The sequence below is a fragment of the Paramylibacter ulvae genome, assembly GCF_014652655.1.
Lineage (GTDB): Bacteria > Pseudomonadota > Alphaproteobacteria > Rhodobacterales > Rhodobacteraceae > Amylibacter > Amylibacter ulvae.
Genome location: NZ_BMZF01000002.1, coordinates 59,679 through 77,887, shown reverse-complemented (window position 1 = coordinate 77,887; position 18,209 = coordinate 59,679). Strand labels below are relative to the sequence as shown.

15 protein-coding genes are annotated in these 18,209 nt (G+C 48.8%); 11 read left to right on the top strand and 4 right to left on the bottom strand.

Annotation, left to right across the window (positions count from 1 at the left end):
• The first annotated feature begins 60 nt into the window (after window positions 1-60).
• Entirely contained in the window at window positions 61-1,077 is a 1,017-nt protein-coding gene (locus IE094_RS05210) for an asparaginase (protein WP_189639531.1), read from the top strand.
• Window positions 1,078-1,154: 77 nt separating this feature from the next.
• Here IE094_RS05210 and IE094_RS05205 read toward each other — a convergent pair whose 3' ends face one another.
• Window positions 1,155-2,519 carry a mechanosensitive ion channel family protein gene (locus tag IE094_RS05205; RefSeq protein WP_189639530.1) on the bottom strand — a complete coding sequence of 455 codons (1,365 nt, stop codon included), beginning with the start codon at window positions 2,517-2,519 and terminating at the stop codon, window positions 1,155-1,157.
• Between the two features lie 236 nt (window positions 2,520-2,755).
• Here IE094_RS05205 and leuC point away from each other — a divergent pair, with 236 nt between their 5' ends.
• From leuC to leuB, 4 genes are all read left to right on the top strand, one after another.
• Window positions 2,756-4,162 carry a 3-isopropylmalate dehydratase large subunit gene (leuC, locus tag IE094_RS05200; protein ID WP_189639529.1) on the top strand — a complete coding sequence of 469 codons (1,407 nt, stop codon included), beginning with the start codon at window positions 2,756-2,758 and terminating at the stop codon, window positions 4,160-4,162.
• Window positions 4,163-4,482: 320 nt separating this feature from the next.
• Window positions 4,483-5,088, top strand: a complete 606-nt coding sequence (leuD, locus tag IE094_RS05195; RefSeq protein ID WP_189639528.1) for a 3-isopropylmalate dehydratase small subunit — start codon at window positions 4,483-4,485, stop codon at window positions 5,086-5,088.
• Window positions 5,089-5,277: 189 nt separating this feature from the next.
• Window positions 5,278-6,096 carry a hypothetical protein gene (locus tag IE094_RS05190; protein WP_189639527.1) on the top strand — a complete coding sequence of 273 codons (819 nt, stop codon included), beginning with the start codon at window positions 5,278-5,280 and terminating at the stop codon, window positions 6,094-6,096.
• Window positions 6,097-6,163: 67 nt separating this feature from the next.
• The gene (gene leuB / locus IE094_RS05185; protein ID WP_189639526.1) at window positions 6,164-7,270 is read left to right on the top strand and encodes a 3-isopropylmalate dehydrogenase; all 1,107 of its coding nucleotides are present in this window, start codon (window positions 6,164-6,166) and stop codon (window positions 7,268-7,270) included.
• Window positions 7,271-7,287: 17 nt separating this feature from the next.
• On the opposite strand, the gene IE094_RS05180 is transcribed toward leuB, so the two are convergent.
• Both IE094_RS05180 and IE094_RS05175 read right to left on the bottom strand, forming a co-directional pair.
• Complete coding sequence (locus IE094_RS05180) at window positions 7,288-10,713, bottom strand: indolepyruvate ferredoxin oxidoreductase family protein (protein ID WP_189639525.1); 3,426 nt, start codon at window positions 10,711-10,713, stop codon at window positions 7,288-7,290.
• A gap of 171 nt (window positions 10,714-10,884) precedes the next feature.
• Window positions 10,885-11,235: a hypothetical protein gene (locus IE094_RS05175; RefSeq protein ID WP_189639524.1), complete on the bottom strand. Its 351-nt coding sequence runs from the start codon at window positions 11,233-11,235 to the stop codon at window positions 10,885-10,887.
• 261 nt (window positions 11,236-11,496) lie between these two features.
• Here IE094_RS05175 and IE094_RS05170 point away from each other — a divergent pair, with 261 nt between their 5' ends.
• The 3 genes from IE094_RS05170 to IE094_RS05160 all read left to right on the top strand — a co-directional run bounded on the left by IE094_RS05170 (window position 11,497) and on the right by IE094_RS05160 (window position 14,752).
• A complete protein-coding gene (locus tag IE094_RS05170) occupies window positions 11,497-12,519 on the top strand; it encodes an aspartate-semialdehyde dehydrogenase (protein WP_189639523.1) in 1,023 nt (340 codons plus the stop codon).
• Between the two features lie 105 nt (window positions 12,520-12,624).
• Window positions 12,625-14,298 carry a mucoidy inhibitor MuiA family protein gene (locus tag IE094_RS05165; RefSeq protein WP_189639522.1) on the top strand — a complete coding sequence of 558 codons (1,674 nt, stop codon included), beginning with the start codon at window positions 12,625-12,627 and terminating at the stop codon, window positions 14,296-14,298.
• A gap of 100 nt (window positions 14,299-14,398) precedes the next feature.
• A complete protein-coding gene (locus tag IE094_RS05160) occupies window positions 14,399-14,752 on the top strand; it encodes a cytochrome c (protein WP_189639521.1) in 354 nt (117 codons plus the stop codon).
• A gap of 49 nt (window positions 14,753-14,801) precedes the next feature.
• Here the strand turns inward: IE094_RS05160 and IE094_RS05155 are convergent, their stop codons facing one another.
• Window positions 14,802-15,455 carry a carbonic anhydrase gene (locus IE094_RS05155; RefSeq protein ID WP_189639520.1) on the bottom strand — a complete coding sequence of 218 codons (654 nt, stop codon included), beginning with the start codon at window positions 15,453-15,455 and terminating at the stop codon, window positions 14,802-14,804.
• A 138-nt stretch (window positions 15,456-15,593) separates the two neighbouring features.
• On the opposite strand from IE094_RS05155, the gene IE094_RS05150 reads away from it, so the two are divergent.
• The 3 genes from IE094_RS05150 to IE094_RS05140 are packed head-to-tail and all read left to right on the top strand — an operon-like array spanning window position 15,594 to window position 18,191.
• Window positions 15,594-15,989 (top strand): hypothetical protein, encoded by a 396-nt coding sequence (locus IE094_RS05150; protein WP_189639519.1) that lies wholly within the window; start codon window positions 15,594-15,596, stop codon window positions 15,987-15,989.
• Between the two features lie 56 nt (window positions 15,990-16,045).
• A complete protein-coding gene (locus IE094_RS05145) occupies window positions 16,046-17,440 on the top strand; it encodes a leucyl aminopeptidase family protein (RefSeq protein WP_189639518.1) in 1,395 nt (464 codons plus the stop codon).
• Window positions 17,433-18,191 (top strand): C40 family peptidase, encoded by a 759-nt coding sequence (locus IE094_RS05140; protein ID WP_189639517.1) that lies wholly within the window; start codon window positions 17,433-17,435, stop codon window positions 18,189-18,191. The genes IE094_RS05145 and IE094_RS05140 overlap by 8 nt, the downstream gene beginning before the upstream one ends.
• Window positions 18,192-18,209 lie beyond the last annotated feature (18 nt).

Below are 18,209 nucleotides of genomic sequence, written 5' to 3'. Positions count from 1 at the left end.
TTCTAGCCCCTGAATGTGCCAAAAGCCAACCGTGGGTTTTATGAAACAGAAGGCACGAAAATGGCAAAATATGTTGATTTAATAGAGGTTTGGCGCGGCGAATTCTTGGAATGCGTCCACCGTGGCCATGCGGTTGTGTGTGATCATAACGGTGATGTTATCGCACAGTGGGGCGATAGCAGCGATATTATTCTGCCACGGTCATCATGTAAGATGCTGCAAGCCTTGCCATTGATCGAAAGCGGAGCGGCAGAAAAATTTGGTTTGAACCCATCGCAGTTGGCGCTGTCTTGTGCATCGCATCAGGGTGCAAAAATCCATGTAAATGCGGTTGAAACCTGGTTGGGTGAAATTGGTTTGGCGGAGCAAGATTTACGTTGTGGTCCACAATGCACCGCCGATTTGGAGTATCGTTCTGAAATGATCCGTGCTGGCGATAAGCCAGATCAGCGTCACAATAATTGTTCAGGCAAGCATTCGGGCTTTCTGACGTTGAATAAACATCTGAGTGGTGGGTCAGAGTATATCGAAATTGACCATCCCGTACAAAAAGCAATCGTAGAGGCAACCGAAGCGATGGCAGGCGAAAATATTAGCGGTCACGTGATCGATGGGTGTTCGGCGCCGAATTTGGCGATTAGTTTGCGTGGGCTTGCCATGGCGATGGCGCGTATGGGGACGCCGACATCTGATATGGGAGTTGCACGTGGAAACGCCGCGCGTGCGTTGACCGCTGCGATGGCAGAATATCCCGAATTGGTAGCAGGCGAAGGCCGTGCGTGCACCGAATTAATGCGAGCGATGAACGATGGAACGGTTGTGAAAACAGGTGCAGAAGGCGTGTTTACCGCAATTTTGCCCGAACGTGGTTTGGGTGTTGCATTGAAAATTGCAGATGGCGCCACCCGTGCGAGCGAAGCCGCAATGGCGGCGCTATTGGTGCGATTGGGGGTTGCGGATGAAAACCATCCCATGGTGCAGAAACGATTGAAACCCGCGGATAAAAACCGCCGTGATATCGTGACGGGGCATATCCGACCCGCCGATATGTTTTTTGAAAACGGCGCATCGATTTAAAACCCAATTGCGTGCGCAATAGCGCACGCCACCTGCGGTGAGCGGATACTTAAACAAAATGGAGGAGCGGTTTTGGCCTAGTCCTCGGGCAATTTTGTTGGTTCGGGTCGCTGAGATTGTTCCGTGTACATATGCACATCGCGCCTTGGGTATGGGATTTCGATGTCGTGTTCTTTCAGCGTATCCCAAAGGGCGAGATAAACATTACCGCGAATGTTGGTTAGGCCGCTGGTTGGATCCTTGATCCAGAAGCGGAGTTTAAAATCAATCGAGCTGTCGCCGAAATTGATGATGTGGCAGACAGGTGCGGGTGAGCTTACGACGCGATTGACCGATAGGGGGGCTTCGCTTGCGATTTTTTTGACGAAATGCGGGTCACTGTCATAAGAAACGCCAAAATGGATATCGAGGCGGACAAAGTCCGAGCTGTGAGTCCAGTTGATGACTTGGTTTGTGATGAAATCTTCGTTCGGAACCAGATATTCGCGCCCATCACGTGTGGTTATCGACGCATAGCGCGCACCCAGTTGTGTGATCCAACCAAACGTGCCATCAAGCGAAATCACATCCCCCGGTTTGATTGATTTATCAAGCAAGATTATGATGCCTGAAATCAAGTTAGATACGATTTTTTGCAAACCAAAACCGATACCCAAACCAATCGCACCAGAGAGCAATGCCAAGCTGCCCAGATCAAAGCCAACGGCGCGGAGCGAAAACAGCAATGCGCCACCGTAGAGCAATAATTGCAATGCCTTGGTCAGCAATGCCTTGATCGAAGGTGACATATCTTGGGCATTGTGAATTTGACGTGCGCCAGATCGGTTCAGCACATTTGCCAGCGCGAACAATACCCCAAGCGTAATAATGGCAGTTAAAACCATCATCACCGAGATACGAATCCCCCCCGTATCAATTGCGATTGTTTCCAAAAGGTTTGCGGTTTTATCCCAAAGATTAAGGATTTGAAGCGTTGCATAAGTCCACGCACCCCATGCAACGAATTTGCGGATCGTACGGTTGTTTATCAGTTTGGTCAGAACTGCAATGATCACCCATGCGGTGGCAAGCGATGCGACAATCCCGATAAAATAGCTGCGGCTAGGCCAAGTTGCCGTCTGCATTATGAAATAAGCGATCCAACTGAACAGTACAAACAGGATCAACGCGATGCGTTGATTGAGCAAAACCAATATCCGCAACAGGGGCTTTGGCACCCCGTGCAAATTTCCAAGCGCTGCGCGAATTTTGGGTTTTAGTACGAGCTTCACAAAATAAGACAACACAATCAGACCGATGATTATTCCGATTTGATACAGGCTCCATTTACTGGACAACCGATTGATTAGGTTTTCGCCAAGGGCGAATAGCCCGACGGCCTGATCGGTTACATTTTGTACTGTGGCTGCTTCTGCAACCTTACCAATGATATCGTCTGCCAATTTGTGCTCCTACGCTTGTGGATAACTATGCTGATTATCGCATGGGGTGCAAGCTGGACACTTGAATGTGACCTGCATTTCGGTTTATCGACTGTTTATGACTCGGATTATCGACATAGATGATAAAACGCGCCTGCCGTGGCGATTCCATGGTGCACGGCTGACGGTGTTGGCGGACCTGTAATCCGCCACCCAGCCCGAAGACTCTTTTTGAAATTCTAGCGAGGGAGACAGATATGTCCGCGCCAAAAACATTATATGACAAAATCTGGGATGCGCATGTCGCGCACGAGGCCGATGATGGCACATGTTTGCTATATATCGACCGCCATTTGGTTCACGAAGTAACATCACCACAAGCCTTTGAAGGTTTGCGCATTGCGGGGCGCGGCGTGCGTGCACCCGAAAAAACAATTGCTGTACCTGATCACAACGTTCCAACAACAACGGATCGTGTGAACGGTATTGATAACGAAGAAAGCCGCATCCAAGTGGAAGCGCTGGATAAAAACGCCAAGGATTTTGGCATTCATTATTATCCTGTGTCCGATGTGCGCCAAGGGATCGTGCATATCGTTGGCCCAGAACAGGGTTGGACATTGCCCGGTATGACCGTTGTTTGTGGTGACAGCCACACCGCAACGCATGGTGCATTTGGTGCGCTGGCACATGGTATCGGCACGTCAGAGGTTGAACATGTTTTGGCCACGCAAACATTGATCCAGAAAAAATCCAAAAATATGAAGGTCGAAATCACGGGTTCTTTGCGCCCAGGTGTAACGGCCAAAGACATCACCATGACTGTGATTGGCGAAACAGGTACCGCTGGTGGTACTGGTTATGTGATCGAATATTGTGGTCAAGCAATCCGTGAATTGTCCATGGAAGGTCGCATGACCGTTTGTAATATGGCAATTGAAGGTGGCGCACGCGCAGGTTTGATCGCACCAGACCAAACAACTTTTGATTACGTTAAGGGTCGTCCACATGCGCCAAAGGGTGCGGATTGGGATGCGGCCATGGCAAATTGGGCCGGTCTTTATACCGACGAAAATGCGCATTTTGACAAGGTAATCACAATCGCAGGCGAAGATATCGCACCATCTGTAACATGGGGCACATCACCAGAAGACGTGTTGCCAATTGATGCGGTTGTACCAAACCCAAGCGATTTCAAAGGTGGCAAGGTCGACGCGGTTGCGCGTTCATTGGCATATATGGGTTTAACACCCGGCCAAAAATTGTCTGACATCGACATTGATACGGTGTTTATCGGATCTTGCACAAACGGGCGCATCGAAGATTTGCGCGCCGCTGCTGCTGTGTTGAAAGGCAAGAAAATCAAAGACGGAATGCGGGCAATGGTTGTTCCAGGTTCTGGTTTGGTACGCGCCCAAGCAGAAGAAGAAGGTCTGGCGCAGATTTTCATCGATGCGGGGTTTGAATGGCGCATGGCAGGGTGTTCAATGTGTCTGGCGATGAACCCAGATCAATTGGCACCAGAGGAACGCTGTGCGGCGACATCCAACCGTAATTTTGAGGGTCGCCAAGGCCGCGGTGGGCGTACGCATCTGTTGTCACCTGCAATGGCAGCGGCAGCGGCGGTTACGGGTAAGCTCACCGATATTCGTGAATTCAACTAGGGTTGGTATGTGCCTGATTTAACAAAGATAGCAACCTGTTCATTCTGTGGTTCCCGCACTGTTTTGCGCCTGCGCGAAGTTGGGAACCACCACGAGCTGTCTTGTGCAAATTGCGCCGCACCCATCCACGAAATGAAACCGTTAAAAATTTCTGCACAACCCACAACGCCAAGGGCGCTTTCAAAATTGGGAATGCAGAAAAAGAAAGTCAAAAAGAAATCGAGAAAACCGTCACACACATCGCGTATTTTGTATAAGATCGCAGAAGAATTATGGGACGAGTTGGAAGATATTTTCGATTAGGTAAGGAGACCTAAGACATGGAAAAGTTTGAAAATGTATCAGGCGTTGGTGCACCAATGCCGTTGATTAACATCGACACGGATATGATTATTCCAAAACAGTTTTTGAAAACAATCAAGCGTTCAGGCTTGGGCGCAAACCTGTTTGATGAAATGCGTTTTGATGACAATGGGAACGAGATCGAAGATTTTGTTTTGAACAAACCTGCATACCGCAAAGCAGAAATTATCGTTGCTGGCGATAACTTTGGCTGTGGTTCTTCACGTGAACATGCGCCTTGGGCATTGCGCGATTTTGGGATCAAAGTGATCGTATCCACATCATTCGCCGACATCTTTTATAACAACAGTTTTAAAAATGGCATTTTGCCAATCGTGTTGCCAAAAGAACAAGTTGATGTGCTGATGGAAGATGCTGAACGTGGTGAAAATGCCCGCATTAGTGTTGATTTGGAAAACCAAACAATCAGCGCAACAGACGGGACAGCATTTAAGTTTGAGGTCGATAGCTTTAAAAAACACTGCTTGTTGAACGGATTGGATGACATCGGTTTGACGATGCAAAAGGTTCAATCAATCGATACCTTTGAAGAAAAATACAAAAAATCAGCTCCTTGGGTGTAAATACTGATGTATAAAGGCCGCAACGCGCGGCCTTTATCGAATTGTGTCCAAAATGTGACCATATTTCTTAACGCAATATTGACGCAACAATACTGCGCGCTAATATGCCATTAAAGTTCAAATTGATTACGGTTGGACTAATGCGCATATCCAATCAAAATTCGGTCTGAAAAGACAAGGGGACACAAGGTGGTTTTTCGGTTTCTCTCTGCATTATTGCGAGCAGGTATAGCATTCTTTTTGATTGTTTTTCCGTCCTCGATACTGGCTGATCCGAATGCGGGCAACTTTGGCGCTATTGTTGTTTTTGCACTTGTGACAGGGATTGTTGTGTTTTTCGAATATATGGCGTTTACGCCGAGCTTGATCGAATTTCGATATGCACCTCCCTATAACCGATTTCGAGTATTGGTTTATGCATTCATCGCTGTGTTTATCGTCACCAGTTTAAATGCGAACAATCAAATGGGGCCGATTTTTGAATTGGTCGATTTTGTTGCGCAGGGTGCGAATGCAACATTTGCACATAGTTGGGATCCCGCAACGGTATTGGCAAATAGCCTACGTTTGCCAGATGGCGCGGATCGCGAGAGCTTTATCATCCTTGCCCATGGTGCATTATTTGTCGCGATATTCAGCGCATTATTATTCTGTTTGGTGATATGGCTACAACGTTGGCCGCTGAGCAATGCTGGGTTCAACCTTTGGCCGAATATGCCAAGCTTTCACGCCCAAGCCGGAAGCAAAACAGAATCGCGTATGGCGCAAATTGCGCTGTTAAGCCTGTCATTGGCATTCGCCGCCCCCTATTTGATTCCGCGCGTTGGACAACTGGTATTGGATTGGATGTCGTTTAACTACAATTACACACATCATTCCGCGTTTTGGATTATCAGCTTTTGGGCGATGTTCACGGCGATGACCCTGATGCGTGGTATTGTTTTGCTAAAGGTTGCATATTTGGCCAGCCAAATGCGCAGCATGAATCAAGCGAAACAACAAGCATAATTGATCACAGCCTTGACCCTTGGCGCGCTGGGCATTAGGCCGTTTGCGACAGCAAAAGGACATATCAATGAGCAACCCTTCTCTCCTTATCCTGCCAGGTGATGGCATTGGCCAAGAAGTTATGGCTGAAGTGAAAAAAATCATCGATTGGTTTGGTGATAAACAAGATTTGAAATTCGACGTATCCGAAGATTTGGTCGGCGGTGCAGCATATGACGCGCATGGCACACCATTGCACGACGACACAATGGCCAAAGCCCAAGAGGTTGACGCCGTATTGTTGGGCGCGGTTGGCGGCCCCAAATACGACGATCTGGATTTCAGTGTAAAACCAGAACGCGGTTTGTTGCGTTTGCGCAAAGAAATGGACCTGTTTGCGAACCTGCGCCCAGCGCAATGTTTTGATGCTTTGGCGGATTTTTCTTCGTTGAAAAAAGATATCGTGTCTGGCCTTGATATTATGATCGTGCGCGAATTGACCTCTGGTTCATACTTTGGCGAACCGCGTGGGATTTTCACCGAAAACAACGAACGTGTGGGGATCAACACACAGCGTTATACAGAATCTGAAATCGAACGCGTTGCGCGTTCTGCATTTGAATTGGCAAAACGCCGTGGCAACAAAGTCTGCTCCATGGAAAAAGCCAACGTCATGGAAAGCGGCATCTTGTGGCGCGATGTGGTGACAGAGGTGCATCAAGCAGATTACGCGGATGTGGAATTGTCCCATATGTACGCCGACAATGGCGCGATGCAATTGGTGCGCGCACCCAAACAGTTCGACGTGATTTTGACGGATAACCTGTTTGGTGATTTGCTGTCGGATTGTGCGGCGATGTTGACGGGTTCTTTGGGCATGTTGCCATCTGCGTCTTTGGGTTCACCAATGGAAAATGGTCGCCCCAAGGCGATGTATGAACCGGTACATGGTTCTGCACCCGATATCATGGGCCAAAACAAAGCAAACCCAAGTGCGTGTATCTTGTCATTCGCGATGGCGCTGCGTTACAGCTTTGATCAGGGCGACGCGGCAACGATGCTTGAAAAAGCAGTTGAAAGCGTGCTGGCCAAGGGTATCCGCACCGCCGATTTGATGCAGGCAGATGGCGGCAAGGCCATCGGTACCAGCGAAATGGGCGATGCAATTATCAATGAATTGAACGCAAACGTTTAAACCATACAGAGCGCAAATTATTGCGCCGCTGTTTTTGTGATATCAATGGTATCTTTTGCCCGCGCCAGTAATTCGGCGCGGGTTTTTTCTGCCTTTTGAATCGCGGCCAGTTTAACGTGACCATATCCACGGATCGCATCTGGGATATTGGCAATTTCAAGTGCGGTTTCAGGATCAATCTGTTGATCAAGAACATCCAAGATGGATTGCTTGTAGGTTGCGATTAACCCACGCTCCATGCGACGCTCAGATGTATATCCAAATGGATCATAAGTCGTACCGCGCAGCGATTTACCCTTTGCCAAGACTTTGAACAATGCCAGTACCCAAGGGCCAAAATTGATTTTTTTGGCCTTGCCAGTCACCTTGTCTGAGCGCGACAATACTGGTGGTGCCAATGCGATCTTAAGCTTTAGATCACCCGTAAATGCTTGTTCCAACCCTTGGCGGAACGATGGCAGGGAATAAAGCCGCGCAACCTCGTATTCATCCTTATAGGCCATCAATTTGAACAGATGTTTGGCGACGCTGATGGCGAAATCTCCACTGGCGCCTTTGGCGATGATGCCATCCATGAACCCACGATAATCTTGTGCGTAAGCCTCGTTTTGATAATCTTTTAACCGTGCGAAACGATCGGCCATGATGGTATCAAGCGTTTCGGGTTTTGGTGCCACGACTTGTGGTAACAACGCATCCACGGATGATTTATCCAGCACCCATTGGCGCCCGAACGTAAACGCGGTTTTGTTCATTTCAACAGCCATGCCATTGATTTCAATCGCATCCAAAATGGAATCCAGTTCCAGCGGGATCAAACCTTTTTGATAGGCGACGCCCAACATGAAAAGGTTTGCGCCAATGCTATCCCCAACCAGTTTGGTTGCATAGTCGCTGGCATCCAACATGGTTAGGTTTTCATCACCAACGGTATCCAGCAATCGGCGATGCATCAGATTGCTGGGCAATTTGAAATCGCGATGTTGTGCAAATTCGCGTGGCATTTGTTCGTGGGTGTTCACCAGTGCCGCAGATGTTTTTGACAGGGTCGACAATGCGGGATTACCCGCGCTGACGATTACGTCACAACCCAATAACAAATCGGCGGTGCCGCTGGAAACGCGGATCGATTTAATGTCTTCGGGGCTGGGCGCGAGTTTCACATGTGAAAAGACTGAACCACCCTTTTGCGCAAGACCTGCCATATCAATAATGCCGCTGCCCTTACCATCCAAATGCGCGGCCATACCAAGCAGCGCACCGATTGTGACAACACCCGTACCGCCAACACCCGTCACCAATATGGAATAGGTTTTATCAAGCGCGGCCTTGTTCACCGGTTCTGGCAAATCTGGCAGGGCATGATTTTTCACGGCATTTTTACGCGGCACACCACCGGTAACGGTGACAAAGCTGGGGCAAAAGCCGTTGGTACAGCTAAAATCCTTGTTACACACAGATTGGTCAATCATGCGTTTGCGCCCCAATGGGGTATCAAGCGGTTGAATGGCGACACAGTTGGATTGTTCACCACAATCGCCGCAACCTTCGCAGACATCAGGATTGATATAAATGCGGCGTGGATCATCCGCCATTTTTCCGCGCTTGCGGCGGCGGCGTTTTTCAGAGGCACATGTTTGATCGTATAACAACACACTCACACCTTTGAGCGTGGTCATGGATTCTTGAACCTTCATCAGATCATCGCGGTGGTGAACGGTGATACCGCTCGCCAACTGTGCGCGATCAATGCGGGATGGATCCTCAGTTACGTATTCAACGTTGTTGACGCCTGCTGCGATGACTTCGCGAACGATGTCATATGCTGATAAACCACCCTCGTGAGTCTGCCCGCCGGTCATCGCGACAGCATCGTTATAGAGAATTTTATAGGTGATATTCACATTCGATGCGACAGCGGCACGTAATGCGAGCAGGCCAGAATGGTTAAATGTCCCATCGCCAAGATTTTGGAATACATGATCGATTTTTGAAAATTTAGATTCCCCGATCCAATTGGCACCTTCGCCGCCCATTTGGGTGTAACCCTCGACGTTGCGCTCCATAAATTGCGCCATCCAGTGACAGCCAATTCCGGCATAGCCACGCGCACCCTCTGGCAAAACGGTGGATGAATTATGCGGACACCCAGCACAAAAAACCACGCCGCGCGCAACGGGCAATTCGATTTTGGAAACCTCCATACGCGCCTTAAGGTCGGCAACCTTGTTGGCAAGCGATTTACCCTTTGGCATCGCCATTAGGCGTTCACCAACAGCGGCAGCGATTTGAATGGGGTTGAGCGCCATTTCTGGCTGAAACAAATGCGCACCGTTTTCGTCTTTTTTGCCGATAATGCTGGGCGCGTTTTTTTGACCATAAAGTTGTTCGCGAAGCTGACCCTCGATCAAGCCACGTTTTTCTTCGACGATGATTACTTGATCTAAACCTTCACAAAATTTGGCAATGCTTGTGGGTTCAAGCGGCCAAGGCATGGCGACCTTGAACACAGATAGCCCAAGTGCGGCGGCGCGGGTTTCGTCAATGCCCAATTCTTCTAGTGCTTGTAGGACATCGAGATATGATTTGCCTGTAGATACGATCCCGATCTTGGGTTTTTTGCCACCATTCAAAGTGACATGGTTCAATCCATTGGCACGTTGGTATGCCAACACCGCATCGAATTTATGCTGATGCATTCGTGCCTCTTGGACTGCAGGCATGTCATTCAGGCGGATATTCAATCCATCCTTTGGCATGTCGAAATCATCGGGAACAATCGTTTTGTAACGATCGGGGTGCACATCAACGGAACCAGATGATTCAACATTGTCTTTGACACATTTGATGCCACACCAAACACCCGCAAATCGTGACATGGCCCAACCATGCAGGCCGTATTCCAAGATTTCGGAAACTGTTGCGGGGTAAAACACTGGGATCATTGCGTCCATCAATGCGTAATCGCTTTGATGGGCTGTTGTTGAACTTTCGCACGTGTGGTCATCGCCCATGATAACCAGCGCGCCACCCAACGGTGACGTGCCCGCCATATTGGCGTGGCGGAAAACATCGCCAGAACGATCAACGCCCGGGCCTTTGCCATACCACATCGAAAACACGCCGTCGTATTTCCCATCACCGCGAAGCTGCGCTTGTTGTGTGCCCCAAACGGCAGTGGCGGCGATGTCCTCGTTCAAACCCGGTTCAAACACGATATTTGCCGCGTCGGTATGTTTTTTCGCGCGCCCAAATTGTTGATCCAAACCACCAAGTGGAGAACCGCGATAGCCAGTGACATAACCAGCGGTGTTAAAACCAGCCAAATTATCCTTTTGCGCCTGCATCAAACAAAGACGCACAAGCGCCTGAGTTCCCGAGATAAAAATCCGGTTTTGGTTAAGGTCAAATTTGTCGTCGAGTGTGATGGAATGTTTTGTCATTCGAAAATGCTAGCGAAAGAAAATTACCGAGCAAGCAATTTCTGCACAGATTTTAAACATAGTCAGATTGTTTTCACGGCGGCGTAAAATACGAAATTCACTTGCGCAAAAATCGGTTTTCGCGACATGAAAAATAGTGAGCAGGTGCACAATATTTGGCAGCGATGCGCATTATGGGAGTGTGAATTTAAAATCAGCACCCACACCGTGAACATTGTCACGTGGTTTAATTGTAACGGACGTTGTGCCATCTGGAATTTTAACGCCAGACAGGCTTCTGGTGAATGGCTGTTCGTTCACATGCGGATGCAACAATTCGCGATAACCAAGTTCGGTTCCATCCGCCAAATAAACACCCCACCCATCGGCGTAATGATCCCAGCCCGTATCAGTGTGGGACAAGGTCACATCGAAACGATAACTATCATTTTGTGGGGTGGCGACGACATTGGTGACAACGGCTTCGCCTGCGAATGTGATATTGGCGATACATATCAGCAATCCAGATAAGATACATTTCATTTTGAAACCTTAGATTTTTGGAATTTGTTATCATAATTCGATGCCGCGAATATTCACAATCGCATTACACGATAACAGAATCACGGATCAAATCGGTAGAAATGAACGAAATTATCCGAGATTTTTGCCATAAATTGTCACGCTAGCGTGGAATCCGGCGTTTTCCTGTGCGCTATCTCTTTTCCTACACAAATAAACAGCGTAAGAGGCGCAGGTCTAATACAGACATGTCCAAAAACCATAACCTTTAGGAGACCTCAAATGGGTTACCGTATTGTTGTCGTGGGTGCTACTGGTAATGTAGGCCGCGAAACGCTGAACATTCTTGATGAACGTCAATTCCCGATTGATGAGCTGGCCGTATTGGCAAGCCGTCGATCAAAGGGCACAGAAGTGATGCTAGGCGACAAGACGTATAAGACGGACGATTTGGACACGTTCGATTTTACGGGTTGGGACATGGCGTTCTTTGCTGTTGGATCTGATGCGACCAAGAAATACGCACCAATCGCGGCCAAAGCTGGTTGTGTTGTGATCGATAACAGCTCGCTTTATCGTTACGACCCAGAAATCCCTTTGATTGTACCAGAGGTGAACCCAGACGCGATCGAAGATTACAAAAACAAAAACATCATCGCCAACCCGAACTGTTCAACTGCGCAAATGGTTGTGGCACTGAAACCGTTGCATGACCGTGCGAAAATCAAACGCGTGGTAGTGTCCACGTATCAAGCTGTGTCTGGTACGGGCAAAGAAGCGATTGATGAATTGTGGAACCAGACCAAGGGCAAATATGTCCCTGGCCAAGAGGTGGAACCAAAAGTTTACACCAAAGACATCGCATTTAATGTGATCCCACATATCGATGTTTTCATGGAAGATGGTTCAACCAAAGAAGAATGGAAAATGGTCGCCGAGACGAAAAAAATCGTCGACAAATCGATCAAGGTGACGGCCACTTGTGTGCGCGTCCCTGTGTTTGTTGGTCACTCTGAATCCATCAACATCGAATTCGAAGACTTCATCGACGAAGACGAAGTTCGCGATATCTTGCGCGAAGCACCTGGTATCATGGTTGTCGATAAACGCGAAGATGGCGGATATATCACGCCCATCGAATGCGTTGGCGAATACGCAACCTATATCAGCCGCATCCGCCAAGACAGCACAATTGATAACGGTATCAATCTGTGGTGTGTTTCCGACAACCTGCGTAAAGGTGCTGCATTGAACACAGTGCAGATCGCCGAATTGCTTGGCCGTCGGATTTTGAAAAAAGGCTAATATTTCAGATTTGGCACGAAAGTGCTGATCAGAAAGGGCTGGGGGTTTCTCTGGCCCTTTTTTTATGCTTGGCTGTTGGAAATTGTATTGAACGGAGTATTCCATATGCGTTTTCTTTTCCCACTTGCCGTCACATTGTTGGGCAGCACCAGCTTTGCCGATGATTATAACCCAGAGAGTGCTGTGCAATCTGTCACGGCATACACACGCGGTGGGGCCATCACGCGAGTTGCGGACTTGGACATGCCAGCGGGTGTGCATACGGTGACATTGCGCGGTAATCGCGCGTGGATCGAAACCAATGCCTTGGAATTTGACTTTGCAGAAAATAGTGGGGTGACGTTGATTTCAACTGCATTGCGCAATGATCGATTGGAACCCAATGTTGTTGAAGAAACTGCGCAATACAAACAACGCGAGTCGGTGTTGATTGCGGCGGAAAATGCACTGGCGGATTTTGATCTGGGCGTTGCGAATGATCGCGCTGCACTGCAATCGGCAAACTTACGGCTCGAATTTTTGCGATCAATGGCCAGCGGTCAAGCGGGCGTATTCCCCAAAGACGGTGCCGTAACATCGGATCAGCTTAGCGCGGTTGTTACCAGCTTGGGGGCAGAGGTTGCCAAAGCATCATCTGAAATTGCCGCCGCGAATACGCGCATTGCCGCGTCTGAACGCACGCGTGTTGATCTGGTCAAGGCGCGTGATAATGCACGCCAAGCATTGGACGCGATCACAAAACCAATTGCGACGGATCAGGCAGAGGTCACATTAACCCTGCGCGCGGAACGACCATATGTGGGTCCGTTACAAATGAAATATGTAAGCCATGCAATTGCGTGGTCGCCCAAATATAACCTGCACGTCGCACAAGAGGCCGCCGCTGGCACATTATCTATAGATCGGCGCGCAACACTGTATCAGGCAACAGGAGAAGATTGGGCAAATGTGGCGGTTACATTGTCCACCGCGGATCTGGGTGGTGAATTGCAAACAACAATGCCATGGCCAGATATCAAACGTCTGCTTGATCCACAGGTTATGCAAAAAAGCATGGGTTCGCGACAACTAAGCGATAAAATGATGGCGCCCCAAGAGGCAGAAGTCATGATGGCCATGGCAGAGGACGCGCCAACGCCCAATGTGGGTGAGCGTATCAAAGGGCAAACAATCGAATTTGAACTGAATGCCCTTGTGACCATGATCAGCAGCAACAACAGCGGCGCCGTGTTTGAAATCGATACAATCGACATTCCGGTTGATTTATTTGCGCAGGCAAATGCCGCGCGTGATGAAAAGGCATTTTTATATGCCGAACTTGAAAACGAAACAGGTGGAAATCTGTTGGCAGGGAGTGCGCAGATTTACCGTGACGGTGCATATATGGGCGAGGGACAATTCCCCGCGATCACCGCAGGGGATAGCATTGATCTGGCACTTGGCCCTATTGATGGGTTGCTGATTGAACGGCGCACCGTGAGCCGTGCGGATGGTGATCGTGGCATCATCACATCGTCAAATTCGTTACAACTTCGCTATGAAACCAAGATTAACAGCCTGCTTGATTACGCAATTGATTTGCGCATCTTTGACAACATTCCTGTTTCAGAATCCGAAGATTTGGTGATCAAAGAAGTTTTATCACCAAAGCCAACCGAACGTGAAATCGATGGTAAACGTGGTGTGTTGCGCTGGGATTTCGATATGCAACCAAATGCGACGCAAACATTGAACACAGGTTACGACATGACATGGCCAAGTGCCAAAGTGTTGCAATAGGCGATTTATCGGCGATCACGTAAAGTTGTGAAAAACATATTGATCGGGCGTTAACCTTGTTTATCGTAACGATTGAGAAGTACCTAACAGGGAGTTTCGAATGAAAAAGATTATTTTGGGTTTGGCAGTTGCCGCATTTTCAACAGCCGCGTTTGCCGATGCTGATGACAGCATCAAAGCAAGACAAGCCGCAATGAAAGCAGTGGGTGCCGCCGCTAAGGCTGGTGATTTTGCTGCAATCAATAAGGCCGCGCTAGAGGCACAGGTTGCATTTGCCGAAAATACCGATGGTATGGGTTCCGTGGAAACAGAAGCCTTGCCAGCAGTCTGGGCAGATTCTGACCAGTTTAACGGCATTATGGAAAATCTGATTACCGCATCAGCGGCCGGTGACAAGGACGCCACGTTTGGCGCCTGCAAAGAATGCCACACCTCATTTCGTGTGAAAAAATAACACGGTCAAGATTGACGAAAAAGCCCGCGAATTTCGCGGGCTTATTTATTTAGATTGTAACGAATTTATTTGCGTTTGGATCAAAATTTTCCATATGGCCATCGCGAATATCAATCCACACACCATGAAGCGACAGATCTTCTGCTTCGACGCGATCGGCGACAAAAGGGAAGGTTAGCAAGTTTTCCAATGACACCATCACACCTTCGCGTTCGAGCGCGGAAATTTGATCTGCATCGTCGCCACCTGCTTCTGCAACGCGTTTGTAACCTGGGCGTAAAATATCCATCCAGCGCCCGACAAAGCTTGATGCCTCTTCCAGTTCTGGTGCCTTGCCAGAACACATGTCATGACAACCTTTTATCCCACCACAAAGCGAATGCCCCATAATGATAATATTGGTTACACCCAGTGCCGTGACCGCATATTCAATGGCCGCTGACGTACCGTGGTAATCCTCGTTTGGGGCAAAAGGTGGCACCAAATTTGCGATATTTCGGTGAATGAAAAATTCGCCAGTTTCCGCACCAAACACAGATGTGACGTGAACGCGGCTATCGCAACAGGAAATAACCATCGTACGTGGTGTTTGACCTTTGTCTGCCAATCTGGCGTACCATGCTTTGTTTTCTTCAAATTGTGTGGCGCGCCATCCGTGATAGCGTTTGATCAAACTGGATGGAAGTGGTGCGATACGTTTCATTTCGATAAACCCGTTTTCAAATTTCTACCTTTTTCGTCAATTTGCGCGTATTATTCAAGCACTAGAATTCACAGAAATTACCAAGCCTTTACCCTCGGAATTTAAACCTTGCGTGTTCATAGAAGGAGTGGTGGGACTATGAAATCGAACACTGCACAAAATATTGTGCAACTTGGCATGTCTGAAGTGCCGGCAATTCGGCCTGAAATATTGGTAGAACTGCAACGCGAAATGGGTTTGCAAAACTGCCAAGATGTGGTGGAGCGCGCGGTTCTTGAATTATCGGATCGGTTGTGGAATCTGGAAAACCAGTTGAAGCAACATAATCTGTCAGAGGTGCAAAGGATATCCAACAGTTTGATTGCCATCAGTCAACAAATTGGATTGGCGGAATTTGCGGCAGTGGCGCAAAATCTGGCCAACAGCATTTCGCAATCGGATAAAACAACGGTTCATGCCATTGCTGCGCGTTTATCGCGTGTCGGCGAAGCATCGCTATTCTACGCTCTGCGTTTTCACGATGATTTTGGCTAGCAACGCTTGCGGGGGTGCAAAATTCAGATAGTCTGCCCTTAACCAAGGAGACGAATATGACAAACACCCCCCCAAGTTTTGCACCCCCAAAAGGCACTGCAATTCCGTTGCATGTTTTGGAAACCGATGCGTTTGCGGATTGGTTGAAAAATGCGGATGCAAGGGTGGCGGAATGGGTCAAGGCGACAGAGTTTACCGCTGCGCTTGGTCAGGTGCTGCTGGTACCTGATCAGTCTGGTGCGATTGAATTTGCCCTTGCTGGTTGGGGTGACAAACAAACCCGCGCGCGTGGACGGTTTCATATGGCGGTGGTTGCGCGAAAATTACCCCAAGGTATTTACGAAATCGCATCGGGGCTTGATGAAAAAGAGCACAGCGAATCCGCGTTGGCGTGGTTATTGTCGGCCTATGCATTTGATCGTTACACGTCAAAAAAAGGGGCTGTTGCAATGTTGCGCCCGCATGAATCGGTGGACCAAGGCTCGCTTTTGGCACAGGCCGCAGGGGATTTTTTGACCCGCGATTTGATCAACACACCAACAAACGATATGGGGCCAGACGCATTGGAAACAGCGTTTCTGGATTTGGCCAAATCGCACGGCGCGACCGCAACAGTGATCAAGGGCGATGATCTGATCGCGCAAAACTTTCCCATGATCCACGCAGTTGGACGTGCATCGGATCAAGCGCCGCGCTTGTTGGATATGATATGGGGCAAACCCGATCACCCCACGATCACATTGGTGGGCAAGGGCGTTTGTTTTGACACGGGTGGACTAAATATCAAGCCCGGCGCATCGATGGGTTTGATGAAAAAGGATATGGGCGGTTCCGCCACGGTGATGGGTTTGGCGCATATGATTATGGCGATGAAATTGCCCGTGCGTTTGCGCGTTCTTGTACCCGCGGTTGAAAATTCGATTTCTGCCGGTGCGTATCGACCACAAGACATATTGACCAGCCGCAAGGGAATGAGCGTAGAAATCAATAATACCGATGCCGAGGGGCGATTGGTATTGGCCGATGCACTTGCGTTGGCCGACGAAGACAAACCCGACCTGTTGGTTTGTACCGCAACATTAACCGGTGCTGCGCGTGTGGCACTTGGCCCTGATGTACCACCATTTTTTACTGATGATCGAAAACTGGCAAAGCAAATATTCAAAAGTAGCAAACGCGTCGCCGATCCATTGTGGCAATTGCCGTTTTGGGAACCTTATGAGCCAATGATCGAACCTGATGTGGCTGATTTAGATAACGCACCTGCAGGTGGGTTTGCTGGTGCAATCACTGCGGCATTATTTCTGCGTCGCTTTGTTGAACACACTGACGCGTTTGTGCATTTGGATGTGTATGGCTGGACGCCAAGCGCGAAACCAGGGCGTAGCAAAGGTGGTGCCTGTCAATCCGCGCGCGCGATGTTTGATGTGATTGCGAAACGATATGGCTGATCTGCGCCGCATCGCATCGCCTGTTGCGAATTTATTGGATATCCCCAATGGTCGATTAGAGCGCCAATTGTTGAGCGGCGAAGGTTTTGTTGTTTCGAATGAAACGGATGGTTGGGCCAAAGGCACGCGTTCCTCGGACGGATATGCGGGTTATATTCAAATGAAACATCTGGCGGGTTGGGCCGATCCGACCGTGCGTGTGCGTGATATGGGTGCACATGTTTATGAAAGGCCTGATATCAAAACCATTCCTTCGCACCACTTTCCGTTTCAGGCAGAATTGACCGTCGTTGACGAGGCGGGGGATTTCGCCGAATTGGCGGGAGGTGGGTTTGTCCATCAAGGCCAAATAGAATCCATTGCGATTGTTGAATCTGATTTTGTGCGCACGGCGGAACGTTATTTGGGTGTTCCATATCTGTGGGGTGGAAATTCACAATATGGTATTGATTGTTCGGGTCTGGTTTCTGCGGCAATGCGATCTGCGAAAATTGCACATCCAGCGGATAGTGGAGCACAGGAAAAATCATTGGGTGTGATTATTCCTGAACATGGGGGGCTGCAACGCGGTGATTTGATTTTTTGGAAAGGTCATGTTGGATTGATGTGGGATGAAACCCGTTTGTTGCACGCGAACGGGTACCATATGAAAGTGGCGTTTGAACCGTTAAGTGATGCGATAGATCGGATTTTGGCGACCGGAGGCGGCAACGTTACCGCACGGCGACGGGTTGCATATTTGGATATTTAGAACATTTGGAGAGTGGGG